Here is a 23202-nt window from a genome sequence, read left to right as displayed (position 1 = left end):
CCGTTGCAAGAGCAGGATGAGACATCATCTGCTTCAATCCGCGACGAATTCCAGCATGATCGTCGACAGCGGCGGCAAGAGCATCGTCGCCGATATGCCTCCCCCTTCCCCGCTCGCCTCGACCACGCCGCGATTGCCCATGCCGGAGCCGCCATAGACCTCGGCGTCGGTATTGATGATTTCGCGCCATTTTCCCGCCTTCGGCAGCGGCACGCGATAGTTCTGGCGCGGCACCGGCGTGAAATTGGAGATGACGGCGATCGAATTGCCGTCCGGCGCGCTGCGCAGCCAGGCGAAGACCGAATTGTCGCGGTCGTCGACGATCAGCCAGGAGAAGCCCTCCGGCTCGCAATCGCGCGCATGCAGCGCCGGGCGCGAACGGTAGAGGTAGTTCAAATCCCGCACCGCCTGCCAGACGCCGCGATGAGGCGCGAATTCGAGCAGGTCCCAGTCGAGCGCGCGTTCCTCGCTCCACTCGCGGCGCTGGGCGAATTCCTGGCCCATGAACAGGAGCTTCTTGCCGGGATAGCCCCACATGAAGGCGTAGTAGGCGCGCAGCGTGGCGAACTTCTGCCAGTCGTCGCCGGCCATCTTGTTGAGCAGCGTGCCTTTGCCGTGCACGACCTCGTCATGCGACAGCGGCAGCACGAAGTTTTCCGAGAAAGCGTAGACCAGGCCGAAGGTGATGTCGTTGTGATGGTGCTTGCGGAAGATCGGCTCCTTGGAGAGATACTCCAGCGTGTCGTGCATGAAGCCCATGTTCCACTTGAAGCCGAAGCCGAGGCCGCCTTCATGCACGGGACGCGACACTTTCGGCCATGAGGTCGATTCCTCGGCGATCGTCATCACGCCGGGGTGGTGGCCGTAAAGCTCCTTGTTCATCTTCTGCAGGAACGAGACGGCCTGCAGGTTCTCGCGCCCGCCCTTCTCGTTGGGGATCCACTCGCCGGCCTTGCGCGAATAATCGAGGTAGAGCATCGAGGCGACCGCGTCGACGCGCAGGCCGTCGACATGGTACTTCTCGGCCCAGAACAGCGCGTTGTTGACGAGGAACGACACCACCTCGCGGCGGCCGAAATTGTAGATGGCCGTGTTCCAGTCGGGATGGAAACCTTGGCGCGGATCGGCATGCTCGTAGAGCGCGGTGCCGTCGAACTTCACCAGCCCGTGCTCGTCGACAGGGAAATGCGCCGGCACCCAGTCGAGGATGACGCCGATGCCGGCGCGGTGCGCGCCGTCGACGAAGCGGGCGAAGCCGTCGGGGTCGCCGAAGCGAGCCGACGGCGCGTAAAGGCCGGTGGTCTGGTAGCCCCAGGACGGGTCGTAAGGGTGCTCCGAGATCGGCAGGAACTCGATATGGGTGAAGCCGGTGTCGACCACGTATGGGATGAGCCGCGCGGCCAGCTCGTCCCAGGACAGGAACGTGCCGTCGTCGCGGCGCTGCCAGGAACCGGCATGGACCTCGTAGATCGAGATCGCCTCGCGCCTGGGATCGGCCTTGCGCCAGTAGCCGCGATGCGCCTCGTCGCCCCATTGATGCGCGATCGGCGGCGCCGTCACCGAGGCGGTCGCCGGGCGCAGTTCCGACTCGAAGGCGAACGGATCGGCCTTGAGCGGCAGGCGCACGCCGTCGGGCGCGATGATCTCGAACTTGTAGGGCTGGCCTGCGCCGAGATCGGGAATGAACAATTCCCAGATGCCGGTGTCCTTGCGGTCGCGCATGGTGTGCCGGCGGCCGTCCCAATCGTTGAAGGCGCCGACCACGGAGACGCGCCTTGCGTTGGGCGCCCAGACGGCGAAATGCACGCCGGTGGCGCCCTCGTGTTCGACGATGTGGGCGCCGAGCTTGTCGAACAGCCTGAGATGCGAGCCTTCGGCCATGTAATAGTCGTCCATCGGACCGAGCACCGGACCGAAGGAATAGGGATCGGTCAGCCACCAGTCGCCGCCGGCGTTGCTGGCGTGATAGCGCAGCGGCTGGCGCTTGCGGATCGAGACCTTGCCCTCGAAGAAGCCGGCATCGTCGCGGCGGGAGAGCTCGCCGACCTCCTTGCCGGTCAGCGTATAGGCGGTGACGAATTCGGCGTTGGGCACGAAGCAGCGGGCGACGAAGCCTTTACCGGCTTCCTGCACGCCTAGGACCGAGAAAGGATCGCCATGCGTTCCGGCGACAATCGCCGCGACATCGCCGGCTGGCGCCAGTCCGTCCGGCCCGCTTGTCGCAGCGGTCGCGCGCGGCTTCCTCATCAGGCGGTGTTCCCTCCCCGGGAGTTATTTTGTTTTGTGCATGTCGTTGCCCGAAAACCGCAACGCACTTTTGGGCGACATGCACGACACCACATTGTTCGTGATCTCATGCAATCACATCAGACGGGTACGTTCCAGATTTCTTTCGCATATTGGCGGATCGTGCGATCGGACGAGAACCAGCCCATGCGGGCAACGTTTCGGATGGCGCGCGCGTTCCAATCGGGGCTGTCGCGCCAGACGCGGTCCACGTCGCGCTGGCAGGCGGCGTAGGAATCGAAGTCGGCCGCCACCATGAACCAGTCGCTGCTGTAGAGCCCGTTCATGAGGTCGCGGTAGCGATTGGGGTCATCGGGCGAGAAGACGCCGGACGAGATCGCCGCGACGGCCTGCGACAATTCAGGGGACGCCTCGATGATGCCGCGCGGGTTGTAGCCATTGTTGCGCCGATCGGCGACCTCGGCGGTGGTGAGGCCGAAGATGAAGATGTTGTCGTCGCCGACATGTTCCTTCATCTCGACATTGGCGCCGTCGAGCGTGCCGATGGTGAGCGCGCCGTTCATGCCGAACTTCATGTTGCCGGTGCCGGATGCTTCCATGCCGGCGGTCGATATCTGCTCGGAGAGGTCGGCGGCGGGCATCAGCACTTCGGCCAGGCTGACATTGTAGTTCGGCACGAACACCACCTTCAGCAGCCCGCGCACCGACGGATCGCCGTTGATGACTTTCGCGACGTCGTTGGCCAGTTTGATGATCAGCTTGGCGTTGTGGTAGCTCGGCGCCGCCTTGCCGCCGAAGATCTTGACGCGCGGCATCCAGTCCCGCTCGGGATGCGAGCGTATCTGGTCGTAGAGCGCGATCGCCTCGATGATGTTGAGGAGCTGGCGCTTGTATTCGTGGATGCGCTTGACCTGGATGTCGAACAACGCCGACGGGTCGAGCCGAACGCCGAGCCGATCGGCGATCAGGTTGGCGAGCTTCACCTTGTTCTGCCGCTTCACGGCGGCGAATTTCTCACGGAACGCCGCGTCGTCGGCGAGCGGATCGAGATCCTTGATCGCCTCGATGTCGTCCATGAAGCGGTCGCCGATCGCCTCGCGGGCAAGCGAGGTCAGGCCCGGGTTGCACTGGATCAGCCAACGCCTGGGCGTGATGCCGTTGGTCTTGTTGTTGATGCGGTCGGGATAGAGCTTGTGGAGATCGGCGAACACCGTCTCCTTCATCAGCTCGGTGTGCAGGGCCGAGACGCCGTTGATCGAATGCGAGCCGACGAAGGCCAGATTGCCCATGCGCACGCGGCGGTCGCCATTTTCCTGGATCAGCGAGATGCGGGCGATCTGATCGCCCGAGAACTGGTTGGTGGCGCGGGCCTCGAGCAGCACCTGCGCATTGATGGCGTAGACGATCTGCATGTGGCGCGGCAGCAGACGTTCGAACAGCGGCACCGGCCAGCTTTCCAGCGCCTCGGGCAACAGCGTGTGGTTGGTGTAGCCGAAGGTGCGCTTGGTGATGTCCCAGGCCTGGTCGAAGTCCATGCCGTGGACGTCCATCAGGAGCCGCATCAGCTCCGCCACGGCGACCGCGGGATGGGTGTCGTTCAAGTGGATCGCCGCCTTGTCGGGCAACGATTTCAGGTCGCCATACTGGCTGAGATGACGCTGCACGATGTCCTGCAGCGAGGCGGTGGAGAAGAAATACTCCTGCCGCAGTCTCAACTCCTGCCCGGCCATGTGGGAATCTGCCGGATAGAGCACGCGCGACAGCGCGTCGGCCTTGTTGCTTTCGGCCAGCGCGCCGATGTGGTCGCCGGCGTTGAACTTGTCGAGCAGGATCGGATCGATCGGCATGCCGGACCAAAGTCTCAGCGTGTTGACGCGCCTGGCATGCCAGCCGGCGACGGGCGTGTCGTAGGCAACTGCCAGCACATGCTCGGTCGGCTTCCAGACGTGGCGTTCGAGCCGGCCGTCCTTGGAGGTGATCGATTCCACCGAGCCGCCGAAGCCGACCTCGAAGGAGCGCTCGCGCCGTTCGAACTCCCAGGGATTGCCGTGATCGAGCCAGGTCTCCGGCAGCTCGACCTGCCAGCCGCCGTGGATTTCCTGGCGGAACATGCCGTTGGCGTAGCGGATGCCGTAGCCATGGGCGGGGATATCGACGGTCGCCATGCTTTCCATGAAGCAGGCGGCGAGACGGCCGAGGCCGCCATTGCCGAGCGCGGCGTCCGGTTCGAGCCCCGCGATGAGGTCGAGGTCGACGCCGAGGGAGGACAGGGCCTCGCGCATGTTCTCCATCAGGCCGAGATTGGAAAAGGCGTCACGCATCAGGCGCCCGATCAGGAATTCCAGCGAAAGGTAATAGACGCGTTTTTCCTGCTGGTCATAGGCTTCCTTGGTTGCCTGCATCCAGTGGTCGACGATGCGGTCGCGGACGACCTTGATCGAAGCCGTCAACCAGTCATAGGGCGTGGCGACGGTTGTGTCCTTGCCGACCCGGTACTTGAGCGACATCAAGACCTCCTCAGCGAGGGTCTTGGGATCGGGATTGTCGAGAACAGGGGCTTCGATCGTCATGGCGGATGTCATTTCGCCTCTCGTTCAACTGGCGTGATCATAACGGCTTGTATCGTTCCTCCCAGCCCATCCTAGTGCATTGCAACATATACTCAATCGATTTAGACGGCTGGCCAATGGTCGTGTGCCGGAACAAGACGGCCCAATCAGGCCGTCTCCAAAACTTCCGGCGGAGCCTTGGCGCCGGTCATGAAAGCGACAGCGTCGGACATTGTATATTGTTTCGGATCGATGACGGCGAGGCGACGGCCCAGACGATGGATGTGGATGCGGTCGGCCACCTCGAAGACATGCGGCATGTTGTGCGAGATGAGCACGATCGGCAGGCCGCGCTTCTTGACGTCGAGCATCAGCTCCAGCACGCGGCGGCTTTCCTTGACGCCGAGCGCCGCGGTCGGCTCGTCCATGATGACGACGCGGCTGCCGAAGGCCGCGGCGCGGGCCACCGCCACGCCCTGGCGCTGGCCGCCCGAGAGCGTTTCGACCGACTGGTTGATGTTCTGGATGGTCATCAGCCCGAGCTCGGACAGTTTCTCGCGGGCGATGCGCGCCATGGCCGAGCGGTCGAGCCTCCTCAGCCATTGCCCGGCAAAACCCGGCTTGCGCAGTTCGCGGCCGAGGAACATGTTGTCGGCGATCGACAGCGCCGGCGACAAGGCCAGGTTCTGGTAGACGGTCTCGATGCCAGCCATGCGCGCCTCGATCGGCGAGCGGAAATGCACCGGCTGGCCGTTGAGCTCGATCGCGCCGGAGTCCGGGATGACCGCGCCGCAGAGCGCCTTCACCAGCGTCGACTTGCCGGCGCCGTTGTCGCCGATGACGGCAAGTATCTCGCCCGGCATCAGGTCGAAATCGGCATTGTCGAGAGCGACCACCCTGCCGTAGCGCTTGTTGAGGCCTTTGGCCTGAAGAATGGGGACCTGATGAATCGACTGGGTGCTCATGCCGAAATCTTCCTGATCCACTGATCGATGGTGACGGCGAGGATGATGAGGATGCCGACGGTGAACTCCTGCCAGAGCGAGTCGACGCCGGCGAGCGCCAGCCCATTGCGGAAGACGCCGACGATCAACGCGCCGAACAATGTCCCGACGATCGAGCCGCGCCCGCCGAACAGCGAGGTGCCGCCGATCACCACGGCGGTGATGGCATCGAGATTGGCGGTCTGGTTGCCGAGCGGGCTTGCGGCGCCGATGCGGCCGATAAGCGCCCAGGCGGCGACGGCGCAGATGAAGCCGGCCAGCGTGTAGACGGCAATGAACACGCCGCGGGTGTTGATGCCGGCGAGGCGTGCGGCTTCGTCGTCGTCACCGGTGGCGTAGACATGGCGGCCGAAGGCGGTGCGGTTCAACACATACCAGATGATCAGAGCCGTCAGGATCATGGCGATGGCGCCGTAGGTCAGCACCGCGCCGCCACCCAACCTGATCGTGTGGCCCAGCCACTGCAGCAGCGGTCCCGCCGCCTCGATGTCCTGGGCGCGCACGGTCTCGGAATGCGAGACGTAGATGACCATCGCGCCGTAGACGCTCCAGGTGCCGAGCGTGACGATGAAGGGCGGCAGCTTGATCACCGCCACCAGCACGCCGTTGATCAGGCCGCAGACAAGACCGGTGAGCAGGCCCAGCACGAAACTCAATTCGACCGGCACGCCATAGGTGACGGTCAGCCTGCCCATGACGATGGACGACAGCACCATCATGGCGCCGACCGAAAGATCGATGCCGGCGGTCAGGATGACCAGCGTCTGGGCGATGCCCAGAAAGGCGATGATAGTGACTTGCTGCAGCACCAGCGAAAGATTGAACGGCGCGAAGAAGCGCCCGCCCGCCGCGACCGAGAAAATCAAAACGCCGATGACCAGGACAATGAACGGGATGGCCGTGGGATATTCGTGCAGGAAGCGCTGCAGGGTTTTGACAAATGAACCCCGGTCCTCATCAAAACTCGCCACGGACTGGTCGTGGCCCTGAAGGCCGCGCTCGGCCGAGACCGAGCCGGTTGTGTCGTCGCTCATCTTTATCCCCTCCCAGGATCCCGTGCTTCGGGAAAGGGCGGCCGGAGCCGCCCTTTCAGTGAGTTTAGTCCGTTGTTGCGGGTCTTAGGAAGGCGTCAGCCCCAGCAAAGTTCCGCGCCCTTCTTGCTGTCGATCGACTCGACGCCATTGACGGGCTTGTCGGTGATCAGCGTGGCGCCGGTGTCGAAGAACTCCTTGCCGGGGGTCGGCTTCGGCTTTTCGCCGGTCTTGGCAAACTTCTCGATCGCTTCCATGGCCATGGCGGCCATCTTCAGCGGATATTGCTGCGAGGTCGCGCCGATGACGCCGGCCGCGACATTCTTGACGCCCGGGCAACCGCCGTCGATCGAAACCACCAGCACCGAGCCGTCATCCTTGCCGGCCGCCTTGAGCGCCTGGTAGCCACCGGCCGCCGCCGGCTCGTTGATCGTGTACATCACGCTCACGTCCGGGCACTTCTGCAGCAGCGTTTCCATGGCGGTGCGGCCGCCATCCTCGGCGCCGCCGGTCATCTCATGGCCGCAGATGCGCGCGTCGTCCTCATCGCCGTATTTCTTCGGATCCTTGATGTCGATGCCGAAGCCTTTCATGAAGCCCTGGTCGCGCAGATAGTCGACGGTCGGCTGGTTGGTGGCGAGATCGAGGAAGGCGATCTTGGCGCTGGAGGCCTTGTCGCCCAGCGTGCCCTTGGCCCACTCGCCGATCAGCTCACCTGCCTTGAAATTGTCGGTTGCGAAAGTGGCGTCCGCTGCGTCGATCGGATCGAGCGGCGTGTCGAGCACGATGACCAGCAGGCCGGCATCGCGCGCCTTCTTGATGGTCGGCACGATGGCGCTGGAATCGCTCGGCACGATGGCGAAGCCCTTGGCGCCGGCCGAGATCAGATTCTCGATGGCCGCGACCTGGCTGTCATTGTCGCCGTCGAACTTACCGGCAAAGGTCTGCAGCGTGAGGCCGAGCTCCTTGGCTTTGGCCTGCGCGCCTTCGCGCATCTTGACGAAGAACGGGTTGCCCTCGGTCTTGGTGATCAGGCCGACGATGTCGGCGGCATACGAGGCCGTGGCCATCGCGCCGTAAAAGGCAAGGCCGGCAACGGCCGCCTTCAGGATAGTCCATTTACGCATGATTTCCTCCCAGTGAACCACTCCGGCGCCGGCCAACCGGCGCCTGCGGAGCGCCCACCGAAGTTCTCCCAGTATGGGCGCGATGTCAAAGAGACACCAGTCCGGAACGGCTGTCAATAATTAAATCACTCTTATTTATTATTGACACTCTTGCGCTGTTCACTCATTCTGAACGAAAAGCATCGAGGGGAAACAGACGGGAGGAACAGGGTGGAGACCGGCATTGCGAGGCACGGTTCGCCCGAGGCTTTGGAAAGCCGGCTGCATCGCGGCACCAACCAGAGCGGCATGCGCGACCACAATGAGCGGCTCGTGCTGTCCCTGGTGCGCCAGCATGGCAGCCTGGCCAAATCCGACATTGCGCGCATGACCGGGTTGTCTGCCCAGACAGTGTCGGTGATCATGCGCGAGCTCGAGGAAGACAAGCTGCTCGTGCGCCAGGCGCCGCTGCGCGGCAAGATCGGCCAACCTTCGATCCCGATGGCGCTCAATCCGGAAGGCGCCTTTTTCATCGGCCTCAAGATCGGTCGCCGCAGCGCCGAGCTCGTGCTGATCGACTTCCTCGGCAATGTGCGCGCCATGCTGCAGCATTCCTACCGCTATCCCGCACCGCGCGAGACCGTCGAGTTCGTCACCGCCGGCATCAAGACGATGCGCGGCGCGCTGACGCCGGCTCAGGACAAGCGCATCGCCGGGCTCGGCATCGCCATGCCGTTCGAGCTATGGAACTGGGCAGACACGGCCGGCGCGCCGCGCGAGATCATGGACGAATGGCGCCATCGCGACATCCGCGCCGACATCCAGGGGCAGTGCGAGTTTCCCGTCTACCTGCAGAACGACGCGACGTCGGCCTGTGGTGCGGAGCTCGTCTTCGGGCGGGCCGGCGCGGCGCGCGATTTCGTCTATTTCTATATCGGCGCCTTCGCCGGCGGCGGCATCGTGCTCAACGGCCGCCTCTACAGCGGGCCGAACGGCAACGCCGGCGCGCTGGGCTCGATGCCGGTGCCGGGGCCGGACGGCAAGCCGACGCAGCTCATCGACGTCGCCTCGATCGCGATGCTGGAAAGGGCGCTCTCCGCCAAGGGCATCGACGGCTCCTATCTTTGGACCTCGCCGCAGGAATGGGGCGAGATCGGCGCCGATCTCGACGAGTGGATCGCCAGCGCCTCGCGGGCGCTCGCCTATGCCATCGTCGCTGCCTCGTCGGTCATCGATTTCGAAGCGGCGGTCATCGATGGCTGGATGCCGCTCGACGTGCGGCGCCGGCTGGTCGATGCCGTCACGGAAGCGATCGCCCGCATCGATGCCGAAGGACTGAAACTGCCTGTCGTGCGCGAGGGAACGGTCGGCATCCACGCACGCGCCATGGGCGGCGCCAGTCTGCCGCTCTCCGAGCGCTTCCTGATCGGACCGAACACGTCCGGGGGCGCCTGACATGCTGATCGGCATCCCGTCGCTGCTCGGGCCTCAGTTCCTGGCGACGCTCAGGGCAATGGGCCATGGCGACGAGATCGCGATCGTCGACGGCAACTATCCGGCCGAGGAACAGGCGCGGCGGCTGATCCGCGCGGACGGCCACCACGTCATAGCCGTCCTCGACGCCGTGCTCAGCGTGCTGCCGGTGGACGAGGCGGTGCCGGAGGCTTTGTTCCGGGCCTCGGTGCAGGGCGACCCGGCGCTCGCCGACCCCGTGCATCGCGAGATGGAAGCGGTCTGCGCCAGGCGCGCGCCGGGCCACAAGGTGGTTGCGCTGGCCGGGCCCGACTTCTATGCACGCGTCAAGGCCGCGCACGCGATCGTGGCGACCAGCGAACCCAGGCTCTTTGCCAACATCATCATCCGCAAGGGCGTGATCCATCCGCCGGAGACCGAGACGACATGATCCTTTGCTGTGGCGAAGCCCTGATCGACATGCTGCCGCGCACCACGACGGAAGGCGAAGCGGCCTTCGCGCCCTATGTCGGCGGCGCGGTGTTCAACTCGGCGATCGCGCTCGGCCGGCTCGGCGCCCCGGCAGGCTTCTTTTCCGGCCTCTCCTCCGACCTGTTCGGCGGCCAATTCCGCGACGCGCTCGGCGCCAGCAAGGTGAGTTCCACCTATGCGCACACCTCCCCTCGTCCGACCACGCTCGCCTTCGTGCGGCTCACCAACGGCCAGGCGACCTACACTTTCTATGACGAGAACACCGCCGGGCGCATGCTGACCATCGAGGACCTGCCGAAGCTCGGGGCCGAGATCGAGGCGATGCTGTTCGGCGCCATCAGCCTGATCTCTGAGCCGGCGGGCTCGGCCTATGAGGAATTCATGCGACGCGAGCACCAAAGCCGCGTCATGATGCTCGACCCCAACATCCGGCCGAACTTCATCCCGGACAAGGCCAAGCATCTCAGACGCATCCGCGAGATGATGGCGATGGCCGACATCGTGAAATTGTCGGACGAGGACCTGAAATGGTTCGACGAGGCCGGCTCGCACGAGGATGTGGTGCGCAACTGGCTGGAGCGCGGGCCGCAGCTGATCGTCGTCACGCATGGCGGCGAAGGCGCCGTCGGCTACAGCAAGGCGCACAAGGTCACGGTCATGCCGCAGAAGGTGAAGGTCATCGACACGGTCGGCGCCGGCGACACGTTCAATGCCGGCATCCTGGCTTCGCTGCACGAGCAGGGCCTGCTCACCAAGGCGGCGATCGGCAGCCTCTCCGAGGACGCCATCCGCAAGGCGCTGGAACTCGGTGCCAAGGCCGCCGCGGTAACGGTTTCGCGGGCCGGCGCCAACCCGCCATGGCGGCACGAGATCGCCTGATCCGGCGCGGGGACGGACGTGAGCCCGCCCTTCGCGGCCGATCACTTTATGTTTCCCATCGGTGGAACGACGCGATAAGAGAGGCCGGAAAACGCCTCTCAAAGCTCGGATTTCCGGCTTTTTCAGGCATTGCGCCGGCAAAGTCGGTAACACGCTGCGACACATAAGCAATTTTGCGCCGGCCGCCGCCGGCTTTCTCAGCCGGTTCAAGTCTGTTACCAGCGGGCCGGTTTTACAGGCATTGAGGCCGACATGCAGTTCATCGATCTTGGCGCACAGCGCGAACGTATCCGCGACCGGCTGAAGGTCGCTATCGACAAAGTCGTCGAGGACGGCCGCTATATCCTCGGCCCGCAGGTTACCGAATTCGAGAACAAGCTGGCGGCCTATATCGGCGTCAAGCATGTGGTCGCCTGCGCCAACGGCACCGACGCGCTGCTTCTGCCGCTGTTTGCCGCCGGCATCGGCCCGGGCGATGCGGTGTTCGTGCCGAGCTTCACTTTTGCCGCGACGGCTGAAGTCGTCGCGCTGGCCAAGGCCGAGCCGGTCTTCGTCGACGTCGACCGCGACACCTACAACATCGATATCGCCAGCCTCGAGGCGGCGATCGAGATGATCAAGAAGGAAGGAAGGCTGAAGCCGAGGGCGATCATCCCCGTCGACCTGTTCGGGCTCTCGGCGGACTACGAGGCGATCATGGCGATCGCCAAGCGCGAGAACCTTCTGGTGATCGAGGATGCCGCGCAGTCGATGGGCGGTTCCGCCGAGGTCACGATGTGCGGCGCTTTCGGCCATGTCGGCTCGACCAGCTTCTATCCAGCCAAGCCGCTTGGCTGCTATGGCGACGGCGGCGCCATGTTCACCAATGACGGCGCGCTGGCCGACAAGCTCCGCTCGTTCGCCTTCCACGGCAAGGGCGAGACGCAATACGACAATGTCCGCGTCGGCATCAATTCGCGCCTCGACACGCTGCAGGCGGCGATCCTGATCGAAAAGCTCGCCATCCTCGAGGATGAGATGGTGGCGCGCCAGGTCGTCGCCGACCGCTATGCCAAGGGCCTCGGCGACATCGTCAAGGCGTCGCGCAATCTTGGCCATGGCCGCTCGGCCTGGGCGCAGTATGCGATCGAGACGCCGAAACGCGACGGGCTCAAGGCCCATCTCGGCGAAAAGGGCATTCCGTCGGTGATCTATTATGTGAAGCCGCTGCACGAGCAGGTGGCCTACAAGGATTATCCGCGCACGCCGACCGGCCTCGCCGTCTCGGAGGCATTGCCAAAGCAGATCCTCTGCCTGCCGATGCACGCCTATTTGAGCGAGGCCGACCAGGACCGCATCATCGAGACGATCCGCAATTATATCGGGTCGAACTCGGCGCATGTGGCGGCGGCTTAAAGCCTGAAAGGTCGGCGCCGGACGCCCCTCTGTCCCGCCGGCATCGATAATTGGCAACGCTGCCCTAAGCCGCGCTCTTCCCCGTCGCGATGAAATGCGGGTTGGCGAAATCGCTGTCGCTCGCCTGGTTGCGCTTGCCGTAGACGAGCGGCTCGCCGTCCAGGGTGCGCGTCATGCCGCCGGCGGCGCGCAACACCGCGTCGCCCGCCGCCGTATCCCATTCCATGGTGCGGCCGAAGCGCGGATAAACGTCGGCTTCCGCCGCGGCGAGCAGGCAGAATTTCAGCGACGAGCCGACCGAGACGATCTCGGCGGCGCCGAGATCGCGGATGAAGGCATCGGTCTCTGGCGTGTTGTGGGAGCGGCTGGCGACGACGGCGAGCGGCGAGCCGCCTGCCCGCACCGTGATCGGCCGGCGGCCGGCCACGCGATAGTCGGGATCGACCTCGAGCGCCTCGGCCTTGCCGGGTCGTCCGGAGAAAAAGCGCCCCGTGCACGGCGCGAAAACGACGCCGACTTCCGGCACGCCATGGCGGACCAGCGCGATGTTGACGGTGAAATCGGTGCGGCGGTTGACGAATTCCTTGGTGCCGTCGAGCGGATCGATCAGGAAGAAAGCGCCGTCGAGGTCGGGCGTTGAAACACCTGCCGCAACCTCCTCCTCGGCCACGCAAGGGATTTCCGGATAGGCGGCGCGCAGGCCGGCCAAGATGATCTTCTCGCTTTCGCGGTCGGCTTCCGTCACCGGCGAAGAGTCGGCCTTGCTGTCGACAGCGCAGCCCTCGTGGAAGACGCGCATCACCTCGCGCCCGGCTTCGAGCGCCAGGCGCTCGAAGACGCCCAACATCGCCTCGTCGTCAGATACCGCCGCCATTGTCGTACTGCTCCTCGGCAATGTCGCGCTCAGTCAGCCAGTGTTCCAGGGCTTCCGCCATCTCCTGCGGGCTCCTGCCGAGAGTCTTCAGGTGAATTTCCGGATTCTGCGGCGCCTCATAAGGAGAATCCACGCCGGTGAAATTCTTGATCTCGCCGCTCAAGGCGCGCGCGTAAAGACCCTTCGGATCACGGCGGGCGCATTCCTCGAACGGCGTATCGACGAAGACCTCGACGAACTCGCCTTCGGCCATCAGCTCGCGCGCCACGCGCCGTTCGGCGGCGAAGGGCGAGATGAAGGAGACGATGACGATCAAGCCGGCATCGGCCATCAGCTTGGCCACCTCGGCGACGCGACGGATGTTTTCCACGCGGTCGGCGTCGGTGAAGCCGAGATCGCGGTTGAGGCCGTGGCGGACATTGTCGCCGTCGAGGATGTAGGTGTGGCGGCCGGACGCGAACAGCTTCTTCTCGAACAAATTGGCGATGGTCGACTTGCCGGAGCCGGAAAGGCCGGTGAACCAGAACACCGCCGGGCGCTGGTTCTTCAGGTCGGAGCGGCCGCGCTTGCCGACGTCGAGCGACTGCCAATGGATGTTTTCGGCGCGGCGCAGCGAATGCAGGATCATTCCGGCGCCAACGGTGGCGTTGGTGATGCGGTCGATCAGGATGAAGGCGCCGGTGGTGCGGTTCTCGGCGAAGGGATCGAAGGCGATCGGCGCGCGGGTAGAGAGGTTGCAGACGCCGACCTCGTTGATGTCGAGCGACTTCGCCGCCTCATGCGCGAAATCGTTGACGTTGACCCGGTATTTGAGCTCGGTGACGGTGGCGCTGACCTGATCGGTCTCGGTGCGCAGGACGTAGGAGCGGCCGGGCAGCAGCGCCTGCTCGTCGAACCAGACGATGTTGGCGGCAAACTGATCGGCGACCTGCGGCCGTGCGGCCGGCGACACCAGCAGGTTGCCGCGCGACACCTCCACTTCGTCCTCGAGGACGAGCGTGACCGCCTGGCCGGCAACCGCCTGCTCGAGATCGCCGCCCTGCGCGACGATGCGCTTGACCCGCGACGCCTTGCCCGACTTGGCCACGACGACCTCGTCTCCTTCAGAGACCACACCCGAGGCGATGGTACCGGCGAAGCCGCGGAAATCGAGGTTCGGGCGGTTCACATACTGGACGGGGAAGCGGAAAGGCAACTCGACGGCGGCCTCGTCGACCGACACGGTTTCGAGATGCTCGATCAGCGATGGCCCAGAATACCAGGGCGTGCGCTCCGATCGGCTGGTGACGTTGTCGCCGAAGCGCGCCGACATCGGGATCGGCGCGATGCTGACGAAGCCGAGCTCCTTCGCGAACTCGCCATAGTCGGTGACGATCCGGTCGAACGCGGTCTCGTCGAAGCCGACGAGGTCGATCTTGTTGACCGCAAGCACGATGTGGCGGATGCCGAGCAGCGAGGCGATGATCGAATGGCGCCTGGTCTGGCGCAGCACGCCCTGGCGCGCGTCGATCAGCACGATTGCCAGATCGGCGGTCGAGGCGCCGGTCGCCATATTGCGCGTATACTGCTCATGGCCGGGCGTGTCGGCAACGATGAACTTGCGCTTCGGCGTGGCGAAGAAGCGATAGGCGACATCGATGGTGATGCCTTGCTCGCGCTCCGCCTCCAGCCCGTCCACCAACAGCGCGAAGTCGATGTCGTCGCCGGTGGTGCCGTGCTTGCGCGAATCCTTCTCGAGCGCCGCAAGCTGGTCCTCGAAGATCTGCTTGGTGTCGGAGAGCAGACGGCCGATTAGCGTCGACTTGCCGTCGTCGACCGAGCCGCAGGTGAGAAAGCGCAGCAGCGACTTCTTCTCCTGCGCGGCCATGTAGTCGCGGATCGAATCGGTCGGGGCGAGGCTTTTTGCCATGATGTGGCGCATTATCAGAAATAACCCTCGCGCTTCTTCTTTTCCATCGAGCCGGCCTCGTCGCGGTCGATGAGGCGGCCCTGGCGCTCGGAGGTGCGCGCGGTCAGCATCTCGCCGACGATCGCCTCCAGCGTGTCGGCGTCGGACTCGATCGCGCCGGTCAGCGGGTAGCATCCCAGCGTGCGGAAGCGCACGAGCCGGTTCTCGACCGCCTCGCCGGGGCGCAGCTGCATGCGGTCATCGTCCTTCATGATCAGCATGCCGTCGCGCTCGACCACCGGCCGCTCCTTGGCGAAATAGAGCGGCACGATCGGGATGTTTTCCTGCAGGATGTACTGCCAGATATCGAGCTCGGTCCAGTTGGACAGCGGGAAGACGCGGATCGATTCGCCCGGCGCGATGCGGGTGTTGAAGATCTTCCACATTTCCGGCCGCTGGTTCTTCGGATCCCAGGCGTGCTGGGCGTTGCGGAAGGAAAAGATGCGCTCCTTGGCGCGCGACTTCTCCTCGTCGCGGCGGGCGCCGCCGAATGCGGCGTCGAAGCCGTATTTGTCGAGCGCCTGGCGCAACGCCACCGTCTTCATCACATGGGTGTGGGTGTTGGAGCCATGATCGAAGGGGTTGATGCCCTCGCGAACACCATCCTCATTGACGTGGACCAGGAGGTCGAAGCCAAGCTTCTGCGCCATCTGATCGCGAAAGGCGATCATCTCGCGGAACTTCCAGGTGGTGTCGACATGCAGGAACGGGAAAGGCGGCTTGGCCGGATAGAAGGCCTTCATCGCCAGATGCATCAGCACGGACGAATCCTTGCCGACCGAATAGAGCATCACCGGCTTGGAGAAAGATGCCGCGACCTCGCGGAAGATGTGGATGGATTCGGCCTCGAGCCGCTGCAGATGCGTGAGCGCGATATTCATGGAGCGTCGAGCGTTCTTTCGTGCCGTGGAGCGGAAATCTTGCATCGCAGGCGCAATTCCATGCCCCCCGGGCGCAGATTTCACTTCAGACAAACTGTTTCGTGCGGGCGTTCTAACAGATCGGCGCCGCCGATAACAATGCAAGACCCGCGCGGCGCGAGGTGATTAGAGAACGAATTTTCCAAGCGCGGCCGGCAAAGCGGAAAATCCTGCCGGAGCCATCGAAAACGCGGAAGCGGAGAAAGCCCGTGGCGTCCGGGGAATTCCGAGGCCGTCCGATCGTGGCCTGATCGGGAATTTCTGCCGCAACATCGTCGACCGCACTATCGCGGAGCGGCGCCAGCCGCTATACGGGCTCGGGGAACGGGCAAGGCGCGGCAAACGGAGATCGGCGAGGCGGCCTCTGGCTGGCTCCATGGATCCGGGCGCAACCTGGAAAATTGCGAAGCAAGCATTTGAACCCGTTTACAACGCTCCGGCGCCACCTCACGCCCGCCCAGATCAATATCTATTTCTCGATCGTCTGCTTTTTCTCGCCGCCGGTGCTTGGATCGCTGGTCAGCATCGCTTTCAATGCCGGTGGCGTGTGGTCCGCGATGCTTCTGGCCGCGAAACGGCGGCGCTTCAACATCGACCGGCCGATGCTCGCCTTGACGGTGGCGATCTATGCCTATTGCGCGGCCATGGTTCTGGCTTCGATCGTCAACGGCACGCTGGCCGCCGATCTACGGTTTTTCCTGCCGCTGATCACCTTCCTGCTTTTCCCCATCTCCTATTCGACCTGGAGCATCACCGAGAAGAGCGCGCTGGCACGCATCGCCATTCTGGCCAGCACCGCGGCCTGCTTCGGCGCGCTGGCGATGGCCGTGTTCCAGTATCATCGGCTCGGCGTGAGGGCGGAGGGCGGCGCCGGCAATCCGATCGTCTTCGCAACCGTTACCTGCCTTGCCGTCATGACATGCCTTGCCGGCGCGCTGTCGGGCATCGAGAAACGCTGGAAGCTGCTGGTCCTGGCGGCGGTCGCCGGAGCCATTGCGATTGTCTATTCGGGATCGCGCATGATCTGGGTGGCCGTGCCGATCGCCAGCATCGTCGTGCTTCTCATCAACCGTCGCCGGTTCACCGGCGCCAGCCTGGCACGCTTCGTGGCGATCGGCGTCGTGGTCGCCCTTGTGATCGCCGCCATCGGCTCCCGCGCCGTGCTGGATAGAACCGACTTCCTGGTCAGCGACTGGGATGCGCTGAACGCCAATGGTGACCATTCGACGGCGCTCGGCCTGCGCGTGGCGATGTGGGAAATCGGCTTTGCCGCGTTTCGCGACATGCCGATTTTCGGCCATGGCATCTCGGCGAGCCGGGCGCTGATGAAGCAGGGTTTTCACGAGCAGTTCGGCCTAAGCGCGGGTTTCAGCCATTTTCACAATGGCTTCCTGACCGCGCTGGTCGAGGCCGGTCTGCTGGGGGCGCTGGCCCTGGCGTCGATTTTCGTCGTCGCCGCCTGGAACGCGGCACGGACGTTGCGCCTCAGCGTCGATCCGGTGGAGCGGTTCGGCGCGACGATCGTCCTTGTCGCGGTCATCACCTATCTCACCGGCGGAATGGCCGGCATCCTGGTCGGTCACGACATCCTCGACGCGACGCTGATGGTGTTCCTGATCTCGGGTACCTACCTTGCATCCGGACGGACGGCAGCGCCAACCGGGAGAAGCGCGCCTGCGGCGGCGCCGGACGCCAGCCTGCAACCATGAAGGTCCTGGTCACCGGCGCGACAGGCTTCATTGGACGCCGGGTCGTCAGCCGGTTGCGTGAGGCCGGATTCGGCATACGGATCGCCTCTCGCCAGCCGCAGCAACTGGCGGGCGCGGACGATGCCGTAGCGCTGCCCAGCGCCGATGCGCCGGACGAAGCCTTCCTGGAGCTGATGCGCGAGGTGACGCATGTCGTCCACTGTGCGGCGCTCAACAATGACCGCCGCGCCGGCGAGGCCGACTTCCAGGCCGTCAATGCGATGCTGACCGGACGGCTCGCCCAGGCGGCGGCCATGCGCACCGCCGGGCGCTTCATCTATCTTTCCTCGATCCGCGCCGTGGTGGGCGCCGGTTTCAGCGGCACCATCGACGAGGCCACGCCCCCTGCCCCGCAAGACGCCTATGGGCGTTCCAAGCGCGAAGGTGAGATCAAAACGCAGGAGGCTTTCGCAGCGGCAGGGCGCGCCGGGGCGACGGCGCTGCGGCTGCCGCCCGTCTATGGCGAAGGCATGAAGGGAAATCTGCGCGGGCTGACGCGCCTCGCTGCCAATGGCCTGCCGCTGCCAGAAGCCGCCCTGACGGCGGTTCGCTCGCTCGTCTCGCAAGACGCCGTGGCCGGCGCCGTGATGCATCTTCTGACCCGTCCCACGCCGCCGCACCCGATCTATGTGCTCAGCGATGCTTCGCCGGTTGCGATGTCCGAAATCATCACCGCGTTCCGGCGCGGATACGGCCGGCCGGCCCGGCTTTTCCCCATGCCGGCCTTGCCGCTGCGCCTGCTGGCCACGCTGCTTGGCCGGCAGGCGCCATGGCAAGCCTTGATGGCGACGCAGATCTGTGACCCGTCCCTGCTGGCCTCGGAGGGCTGGATGCCGGAAACCGACACGCTCGGCCGGCTTGAGGAACTGGCGCGGCAGGCCGGTCAGAACGATTCCGGAAAGCGGCCAGGCTCGGCGCCTTCGCCGTAGCTTTCCTTCCGGGAGCGCCTCAAAAGAACGTAGCCAGCAATATCTTGAGGTCCAGGCTGGTCGAGGCGGCCTTGATGTAGGCCGCGTCGGTTTCCGCGCAAAGTTTTGCATCGGACATGTCGATCCCCTTGATCTGCGCGAGCCCTGTGATGCCTGGAAGTGCGGTGAGCACGCCCAGTTCCCTGCGCCGTTCGATCAGTTCCGCCTGCGTCGGCAGGCATGGACGAGGGCCGACAAGGCTCATCTCGCCCTTGAGCACGTTCCAGAGCTGCGGCAATTCGTCGATCTTGGTTGCCCGCAGCACCTTGCCGACCGCGGTGACCGAACCGGCCGGCGCTTCGTGCGTGGGCAAGGAAGGCGTTGCGCGATACATCGTGCGCAATTTGCGGCAGGCAAAGAGGGCTCCTCCCCGGCCGACGCGGATCTGCGAGAAGATGGCCGGACCGGGCGACGTCGCGCTGATTGCCAGCATCGCGACAAGCAGGACGGGAGCCGCCGCCACCAGCATCGGAACGGCGACCGCGAGGTCAAGCACGCGCTTCGCGGTCATCGCTCAGATCCGTCGCCAAAGGAAAGCGATGTAGAGCCCGAGCGTGCCCATGAATGTCTGCCGGTAGACGCCGCTTTTGCCGAGCAGGCCGAAGCGCTTGAAGACACTGCCTTTGCGCGCCCTGATGAACAGGCGAAGGCAAAGCGCGGTGTCGCGCGCGATGAGGTCGCGGTTGACGGCGAGGCCGCGCAGATTGCTGTCCGTCCAGGTGGCGAACTGGCCCTTGAACAGACGTCCCAGTCTTGAAAACCTCGCCCCCCACGAGACGTTGGCGCCGACGAGATTTGCCGCGTGCTGGCGGTATCTAACCAGCGGCCGCGGCTCGTAGCGGACCTTGCCGCCGGCGGCGGTGACGATGAGATAGGCCCACCAGTCATGGCTGACGAACTCGGTTCTCGCCGATGCTTTCGCCAGAAGCTGACGCGCCGCGCGGTTGAAGAGCATGGTGTTGCCGCCCGCGATGCTCTGCACCAGCGCATTGCGGAAGGACGGCGGGCGACGAAACAGCGGCGAATAGCCGGCCGGCACGCCGGTCTGCGAAATGGTCGCCGTGCGCGAGCAGAACAGGAGCGGCGTTTCGATGTCCTCTCCCTCCATCCAGCGGATTGCGCTCTCCAGCCGGTCCGGCTCCCAGACGTCGTCCTGGTCGCAAAAGGCGTAGAAATCGGCATCGATGCACGGATCGATGATCATCGAGCGGAAATTGGCGGCGAAGCCCCTTTGCGGGCCTTGCAAAAGGGTGAGGGACCCCTTGGTCCAGCGGGATCGCCACGTTTCGACGATTGCGGTTGTGGCGTCCGACGAGCCGTCGTCGGAGACCCAGAGATCGACGAGCGGCCAGGATTGCGTAGCCAAGGATTGCAATTGTTCGCCGATATAGGCCGCGCCATCCTTCGTGCCCATGAGAACGGCCACGCGCTGATCTCTTCTGGTCACGGCTCTGAAATCACTTGCCCGAAGGGTGCTTGAACAGGTTTCAATGGACAATTGCTGGCGTACGGCACAGGTCTAAAAGTTTTGATTTTACGCATGTCTTTATCCCGAAACCGGTTTCCACTTTCGGGAGACATGTTAACCGACCTGTCCGGCCGTTTTCGGCGACGCATCTTCACGCGCGCCGCCAACAGCTTCTTCCACCCCGTAGAGCCCTGCCAGGATGGCAAGCGCGGCGGCCTTGTCGCGATCGTGCATCGCGGCCACCAACGCCGGCAGGGCCGCCTCGATCTTCGGCCATTCGATGACGCTGGTCCTGAGGCCGAAGATCTTGGCGGTGTCGAGCTTGACCACCTCCTCGTTCTCGGCATGCAGCGTCTCGTGCAGCTTCTCGCCCGGCCTGATGCCGGTGAAGCGGATCGGAATGTCGGTATAGGGGCTTTTGCCGGCCATGCGGATCATGGTTTCGGCGACTTCGAGGATCGGCACGGGCTTGCCCATGTCGAGCATGTAGATGGCGTAGTCATCCGCGCCCCGGCGCTGCTCGGCATCGGCGGCCGACATGATGACGAGGTCGACGGCCTCGGCCACGGTCATGAAATAGCGGGTCATGCGCCGGTCGGTGATGGTGACCGGCCCGCCGGCCTCGATCTGCGCCTGGAAGATGGTCGCCACCGAGCCGTTGGAGCCGAAGACGTTGCCGAAGCGCACGGCGATGAATTTCGTGCCCGAGTGACGCAGATCGGGGGCGCCGGCATGGTGGCCATTTGCCGCGCCGGCACGCAGCGGCCGCGAGGCCGCCTGGGCTTCATGCAGCGAGGAGACGACCTGTTCGGCCGCCCGCTTGGTGACGCCCAGCACCGAAGTCGGGTCGACGGCCTTGTCGCTGGAAATCAGCAGGAACTGCGGCACCCCGCATTCGGCGGCGATCTCGGCGCAGGCGAGCGTGCCGAAGACATTCGTCTCGATCGCCGCTTCCCAGTTCTCCTCGAGCAGCGGCACGTGCTTCAGCGCCGCGGCGTGAAAGATGATCGCGGGTTTGAACTCGCTGACGAGGCGCGTCATGTGAGGCCGGTCGGTGACGTCGACGATGCGGCTGGTCAGCCGGTCGCGTTCGCCGTCGTCGGTCTGCTGATCGAGCTGGAAGATGCCGAACTCGGAATTGTCGGCCACCAGCACCGCCTCGGCGCCCAGTTCCAGCGCGCGCTTGACCAGCACGCGGCCGATGGAGCCGGCGCCGCCGGTGACCATCACGCGCTTGCCGCCGACGAAGGCGCCGATGCGCGTGATGTCGGTGGCTACCGCCGAACGGCGCATGATGGTCGCCATCTCGACGGCATCGAGAACCAGCTTGCCGCCCTGCCCCAGTTCCGACAGGCCGGAAAACTGGACGACGGCGATGCCGCTGTGGCGGGCGATGCGCACCAGCTCGGCATAGTCCTCGATCTCGCGCTCGACCCCCTGGCCGAAGATCAGGAGGTCGAGGTTTTCCGTGCCCTTGACATATTCCTCCAGCACCTCGACCAGGCGCGGCCGCAGCGCCACGACCGGAACGCCCTGGATCCGCGTGCCGAGCGGCGCGTCGCTCTCGGTGGCCATGATGCCGGCGATGGCGTATTCGGCAGGCATGGCCGTGCGGGTGAAGCGGACGATCAGGTCCGCCTCGCTCAGCCGGCCGATGAACAGCGCCTGCTTGGTCGAGGCATCGCCGGCGGCGCGGCGCAGGATGCGCCAGCTCGCGCCGTCGCGCAGGAAGCGATAATAGAGCCTGGGCGCCGAAATGATGGTGAAGGAGACCAGGAAGAAGACGATGAACTGGCGCTCGTTGAGGCCGGCGACCGGCTGGAAGAAGAAGCGGAAGGCAAGCGAGGCCAGATAGAGGACCACCGTCAGGCTGCCGCAGCCCTTCAGGATGTTGAAGAAGTCGGGCGTGGAGGCAAAGCGCCAGACGGTGTTGTAGAGACCGCAAGTGCGGAACAGCAGATGGGCGATGAGCACGATGAGCGCCCAGCACGCCAGCCCGCCGGAAGAGAACGCGTCGAAGGAAAGCCGCGACTGCGACAGGATGAGGCTAAGCGCAACCGCGACCAGGACCATGACGAGGTCCTGGACCATGATGATGGCGCGCCGCATCCTCGGTCGGAGTTCCGATACGGCTTCTACGTATGCGGTCATTGGGCAGTACTGGCTCCAGGCGTGGGGATGCTATCAGAACGGCCCTGGACAGAACATCGTCCACCGCCACTTCAGATTGCAAATCCCCGACCCCGTCGCCCGGTTATCGCCTTAGCGCGGAGAGTGCGGGAGAGCTAGAGGTTTTTTGGAATGAATCAATGGCCAGCTGCGGCGGACCTAGCGAGCTGATACTTTTGAAGTTCACGTCAAAGTGAAGACTGCCGCGTTCATCGATTGCCTTAGTAGGAAGCTACCGCCCTGATGTTTCCCAGATTACTGGTTAGATGGATGCTCCTACGAATTGCCGATCCGACATTCGAAATCAGAGGAAGTTATCAGTGAGCCGAGACTGGGAAAACTGGGATGTTGGTGAAATCGCAAATGAGATTCATTCAATCTGGCAGAACTCGCCAATTGAAGACGCTCATCGCCAAGAGCTAGTCGATATAGTATTAGGTCATTTTCCTGCTACAGCACCGTCCATTTTGGAAGTCGGCTGCGGAACGGGCCTTATCCACCAAAAGCTAGTAAGGCATCTACCAACTGGTGCCAGCTATATGGGCGTCGACTCGTCTTTGAAAATGCTGGATATAGCGAGAAGAAATTTCCCCGAGGGCGAATTTCATTTCGGAGACGGCTATGGGCTTGTTTTCAAAGATCAGGAATTCGACGTGGTCCTGTGCTTCGAGGTGCTCGGGCATATTCCCGAGATAGAGCAGTTCGTGGCCGAATTGCTTCGTGTCTCACGTAAAACATGCATCTTTACTACTTGGCCGAGCGAGGGTCAGGAGGTAGTGGAAAATTACGAAACCATTGGCGACGTTCAGTTTTTACACCGGCGGTATCCAGATGCCTTCATTCGGAAAATTATCCGCAGCAGAGGGGGTGAGAACCTAAACGACATTAAATCCGTTAGCCTCCGCTCAGGAGGGCAGGCCTATATTGTTACGCGCCCTTCCTGACAACTTTT

The 23202-nt window shown here is 64.2% G+C and carries 18 protein-coding genes; 7 read left to right on the top strand and 11 right to left on the bottom strand.

Features of this window, described 5'->3' with window-relative positions; translation table 11 throughout:
* Positions 1-33 precede the first annotated feature (33 nt).
* The 5 genes from glgB to FJ414_RS08520 all read right to left on the bottom strand — a co-directional run bounded on the left by glgB (position 34) and on the right by FJ414_RS08520 (position 7958).
* Positions 34-2247, bottom strand: coding sequence for a 1,4-alpha-glucan branching protein GlgB (gene glgB / locus FJ414_RS08540; RefSeq protein ID WP_140643407.1), 2214 nt, complete (start codon positions 2245-2247; stop codon positions 34-36).
* A 119-nt stretch (positions 2248-2366) separates the two neighbouring features.
* Positions 2367-4829: a glycogen/starch/alpha-glucan phosphorylase gene (locus FJ414_RS08535; RefSeq protein ID WP_140643405.1), complete on the bottom strand. Its 2463-nt coding sequence runs from the start codon at positions 4827-4829 to the stop codon at positions 2367-2369.
* Positions 4830-4963: 134 nt separating this feature from the next.
* Positions 4964-5761, bottom strand: a complete 798-nt coding sequence (locus FJ414_RS08530; protein ID WP_140643403.1) for an ATP-binding cassette domain-containing protein — start codon at positions 5759-5761, stop codon at positions 4964-4966.
* The gene (locus FJ414_RS08525) at positions 5758-6834 is read right to left on the bottom strand and encodes an ABC transporter permease (RefSeq protein ID WP_140643401.1); all 1077 of its coding nucleotides are present in this window, start codon (positions 6832-6834) and stop codon (positions 5758-5760) included. Before FJ414_RS08525 ends, FJ414_RS08530 begins: the two co-directional genes overlap by 4 nt.
* Before the next feature lie 95 nt (positions 6835-6929).
* On the bottom strand, positions 6930-7958 hold the full coding sequence (locus FJ414_RS08520; RefSeq protein ID WP_140643399.1) for a sugar ABC transporter substrate-binding protein: 1029 nt from the start codon (positions 7956-7958) through the stop codon (positions 6930-6932).
* Between the two features lie 210 nt (positions 7959-8168).
* Here FJ414_RS08520 and FJ414_RS08515 point away from each other — a divergent pair, with 210 nt between their 5' ends.
* From FJ414_RS08515 to FJ414_RS08500, 4 genes are all read left to right on the top strand, one after another.
* A complete protein-coding gene (locus FJ414_RS08515) occupies positions 8169-9392 on the top strand; it encodes an ROK family transcriptional regulator (RefSeq protein WP_140643397.1) in 1224 nt (407 codons plus the stop codon).
* Position 9393: 1 nt separating this feature from the next.
* Positions 9394-9840, top strand: coding sequence for an RbsD/FucU domain-containing protein (locus FJ414_RS08510; protein WP_140643395.1), 447 nt, complete (start codon positions 9394-9396; stop codon positions 9838-9840).
* A complete protein-coding gene (locus tag FJ414_RS08505) occupies positions 9837-10760 on the top strand; it encodes a carbohydrate kinase (RefSeq protein ID WP_140643393.1) in 924 nt (307 codons plus the stop codon). The genes FJ414_RS08510 and FJ414_RS08505 overlap by 4 nt, the downstream gene beginning before the upstream one ends.
* Before the next feature lie 252 nt (positions 10761-11012).
* The gene (locus tag FJ414_RS08500) at positions 11013-12155 is read left to right on the top strand and encodes a DegT/DnrJ/EryC1/StrS aminotransferase family protein (protein WP_140643391.1); all 1143 of its coding nucleotides are present in this window, start codon (positions 11013-11015) and stop codon (positions 12153-12155) included.
* A 64-nt stretch (positions 12156-12219) separates the two neighbouring features.
* On the opposite strand, the gene cysQ is transcribed toward FJ414_RS08500, so the two are convergent.
* Genes cysQ through cysD form a run of 3 tightly spaced genes read right to left on the bottom strand, consistent with a single transcriptional unit; the run spans position 12220 to position 15858 of the window.
* A complete protein-coding gene (cysQ, locus tag FJ414_RS08495; protein ID WP_181181572.1) occupies positions 12220-13002 on the bottom strand; it encodes a 3'(2'),5'-bisphosphate nucleotidase CysQ in 783 nt (260 codons plus the stop codon).
* Between the two features lie 10 nt (positions 13003-13012).
* Positions 13013-14950 (bottom strand): sulfate adenylyltransferase subunit CysN, encoded by a 1938-nt coding sequence (cysN, locus tag FJ414_RS08490; protein WP_181181568.1) that lies wholly within the window; start codon positions 14948-14950, stop codon positions 13013-13015.
* 2 nt (positions 14951-14952) lie between these two features.
* Positions 14953-15858, bottom strand: coding sequence for a sulfate adenylyltransferase subunit CysD (cysD, locus tag FJ414_RS08485; RefSeq protein WP_246672342.1), 906 nt, complete (start codon positions 15856-15858; stop codon positions 14953-14955).
* 455 nt (positions 15859-16313) lie between these two features.
* Between cysD and FJ414_RS08480 the strand changes: the two genes are divergently transcribed.
* Entirely contained in the window at positions 16314-17606 is a 1293-nt protein-coding gene (locus FJ414_RS08480; RefSeq protein ID WP_140643384.1) for an O-antigen ligase family protein, read from the top strand.
* Positions 17603-18574, top strand: coding sequence for an NAD-dependent epimerase/dehydratase family protein (locus tag FJ414_RS08475; protein WP_140643381.1), 972 nt, complete (start codon positions 17603-17605; stop codon positions 18572-18574). Before FJ414_RS08480 ends, FJ414_RS08475 begins: the two co-directional genes overlap by 4 nt.
* Before the next feature lie 19 nt (positions 18575-18593).
* Here FJ414_RS08475 and FJ414_RS08470 read toward each other — a convergent pair whose 3' ends face one another.
* From FJ414_RS08470 to FJ414_RS08460, 3 genes are all read right to left on the bottom strand, one after another.
* Positions 18594-19124 (bottom strand): sugar transferase, encoded by a 531-nt coding sequence (locus FJ414_RS08470; RefSeq protein WP_140643379.1) that lies wholly within the window; start codon positions 19122-19124, stop codon positions 18594-18596.
* A 3-nt stretch (positions 19125-19127) separates the two neighbouring features.
* Complete coding sequence (locus tag FJ414_RS08465) at positions 19128-20039, bottom strand: glycosyltransferase family 2 protein (RefSeq protein ID WP_246672341.1); 912 nt, start codon at positions 20037-20039, stop codon at positions 19128-19130.
* A 156-nt stretch (positions 20040-20195) separates the two neighbouring features.
* Entirely contained in the window at positions 20196-22232 is a 2037-nt protein-coding gene (locus FJ414_RS08460) for a nucleoside-diphosphate sugar epimerase/dehydratase (protein ID WP_181181567.1), read from the bottom strand.
* A gap of 338 nt (positions 22233-22570) precedes the next feature.
* Between FJ414_RS08460 and FJ414_RS08455 the strand changes: the two genes are divergently transcribed.
* A complete protein-coding gene (locus FJ414_RS08455; protein WP_181181566.1) occupies positions 22571-23194 on the top strand; it encodes a class I SAM-dependent methyltransferase in 624 nt (207 codons plus the stop codon).
* Positions 23195-23202 lie beyond the last annotated feature (8 nt).

This window comes from Mesorhizobium sp. B3-1-6, assembly GCF_006439555.1.
GTDB lineage: Bacteria > Pseudomonadota > Alphaproteobacteria > Rhizobiales > Rhizobiaceae > Mesorhizobium.
This window is presented reverse-complemented; position numbering and strand designations above follow the sequence as displayed.

Excerpts from the sequence above, each read along its gene's own strand:
- glgB (WP_140643407.1), bottom strand. The coding sequence starts at position 2,247 with ATGAGGAAGCCGCGCGCGACCGCTGCGACAAGCGGGCCGGACGGACTG.
- FJ414_RS08535 (WP_140643405.1), bottom strand. The coding sequence starts at position 4,829 with ATGACATCCGCCATGACGATCGAAGCCCCTGTTCTCGACAATCCCGAT.
- FJ414_RS08530 (WP_140643403.1), bottom strand. The coding sequence starts at position 5,761 with ATGAGCACCCAGTCGATTCATCAGGTCCCCATTCTTCAGGCCAAAGGC.
- FJ414_RS08525 (WP_140643401.1), bottom strand. The coding sequence starts at position 6,834 with ATGAGCGACGACACAACCGGCTCGGTCTCGGCCGAGCGCGGCCTTCAG.
- FJ414_RS08520 (WP_140643399.1), bottom strand. The coding sequence starts at position 7,958 with ATGCGTAAATGGACTATCCTGAAGGCGGCCGTTGCCGGCCTTGCCTTT.
- FJ414_RS08510 (WP_140643395.1), top strand. The coding sequence starts at position 9,394 with ATGCTGATCGGCATCCCGTCGCTGCTCGGGCCTCAGTTCCTGGCGACG.
- FJ414_RS08505 (WP_140643393.1), top strand. The coding sequence starts at position 9,837 with ATGATCCTTTGCTGTGGCGAAGCCCTGATCGACATGCTGCCGCGCACC.
- FJ414_RS08500 (WP_140643391.1), top strand. The coding sequence starts at position 11,013 with ATGCAGTTCATCGATCTTGGCGCACAGCGCGAACGTATCCGCGACCGG.
- cysQ (WP_181181572.1), bottom strand. The coding sequence starts at position 13,002 with ATGTTGGGCGTCTTCGAGCGCCTGGCGCTCGAAGCCGGGCGCGAGGTG.
- cysN (WP_181181568.1), bottom strand. The coding sequence starts at position 14,950 with ATGCGCCACATCATGGCAAAAAGCCTCGCCCCGACCGATTCGATCCGC.
- cysD (WP_246672342.1), bottom strand. The coding sequence starts at position 15,858 with ATGAATATCGCGCTCACGCATCTGCAGCGGCTCGAGGCCGAATCCATC.
- FJ414_RS08475 (WP_140643381.1), top strand. The coding sequence starts at position 17,603 with ATGAAGGTCCTGGTCACCGGCGCGACAGGCTTCATTGGACGCCGGGTC.
- FJ414_RS08470 (WP_140643379.1), bottom strand. The coding sequence starts at position 19,124 with ATGACCGCGAAGCGCGTGCTTGACCTCGCGGTCGCCGTTCCGATGCTG.
- FJ414_RS08460 (WP_181181567.1), bottom strand. The coding sequence starts at position 22,232 with ATGACCGCATACGTAGAAGCCGTATCGGAACTCCGACCGAGGATGCGG.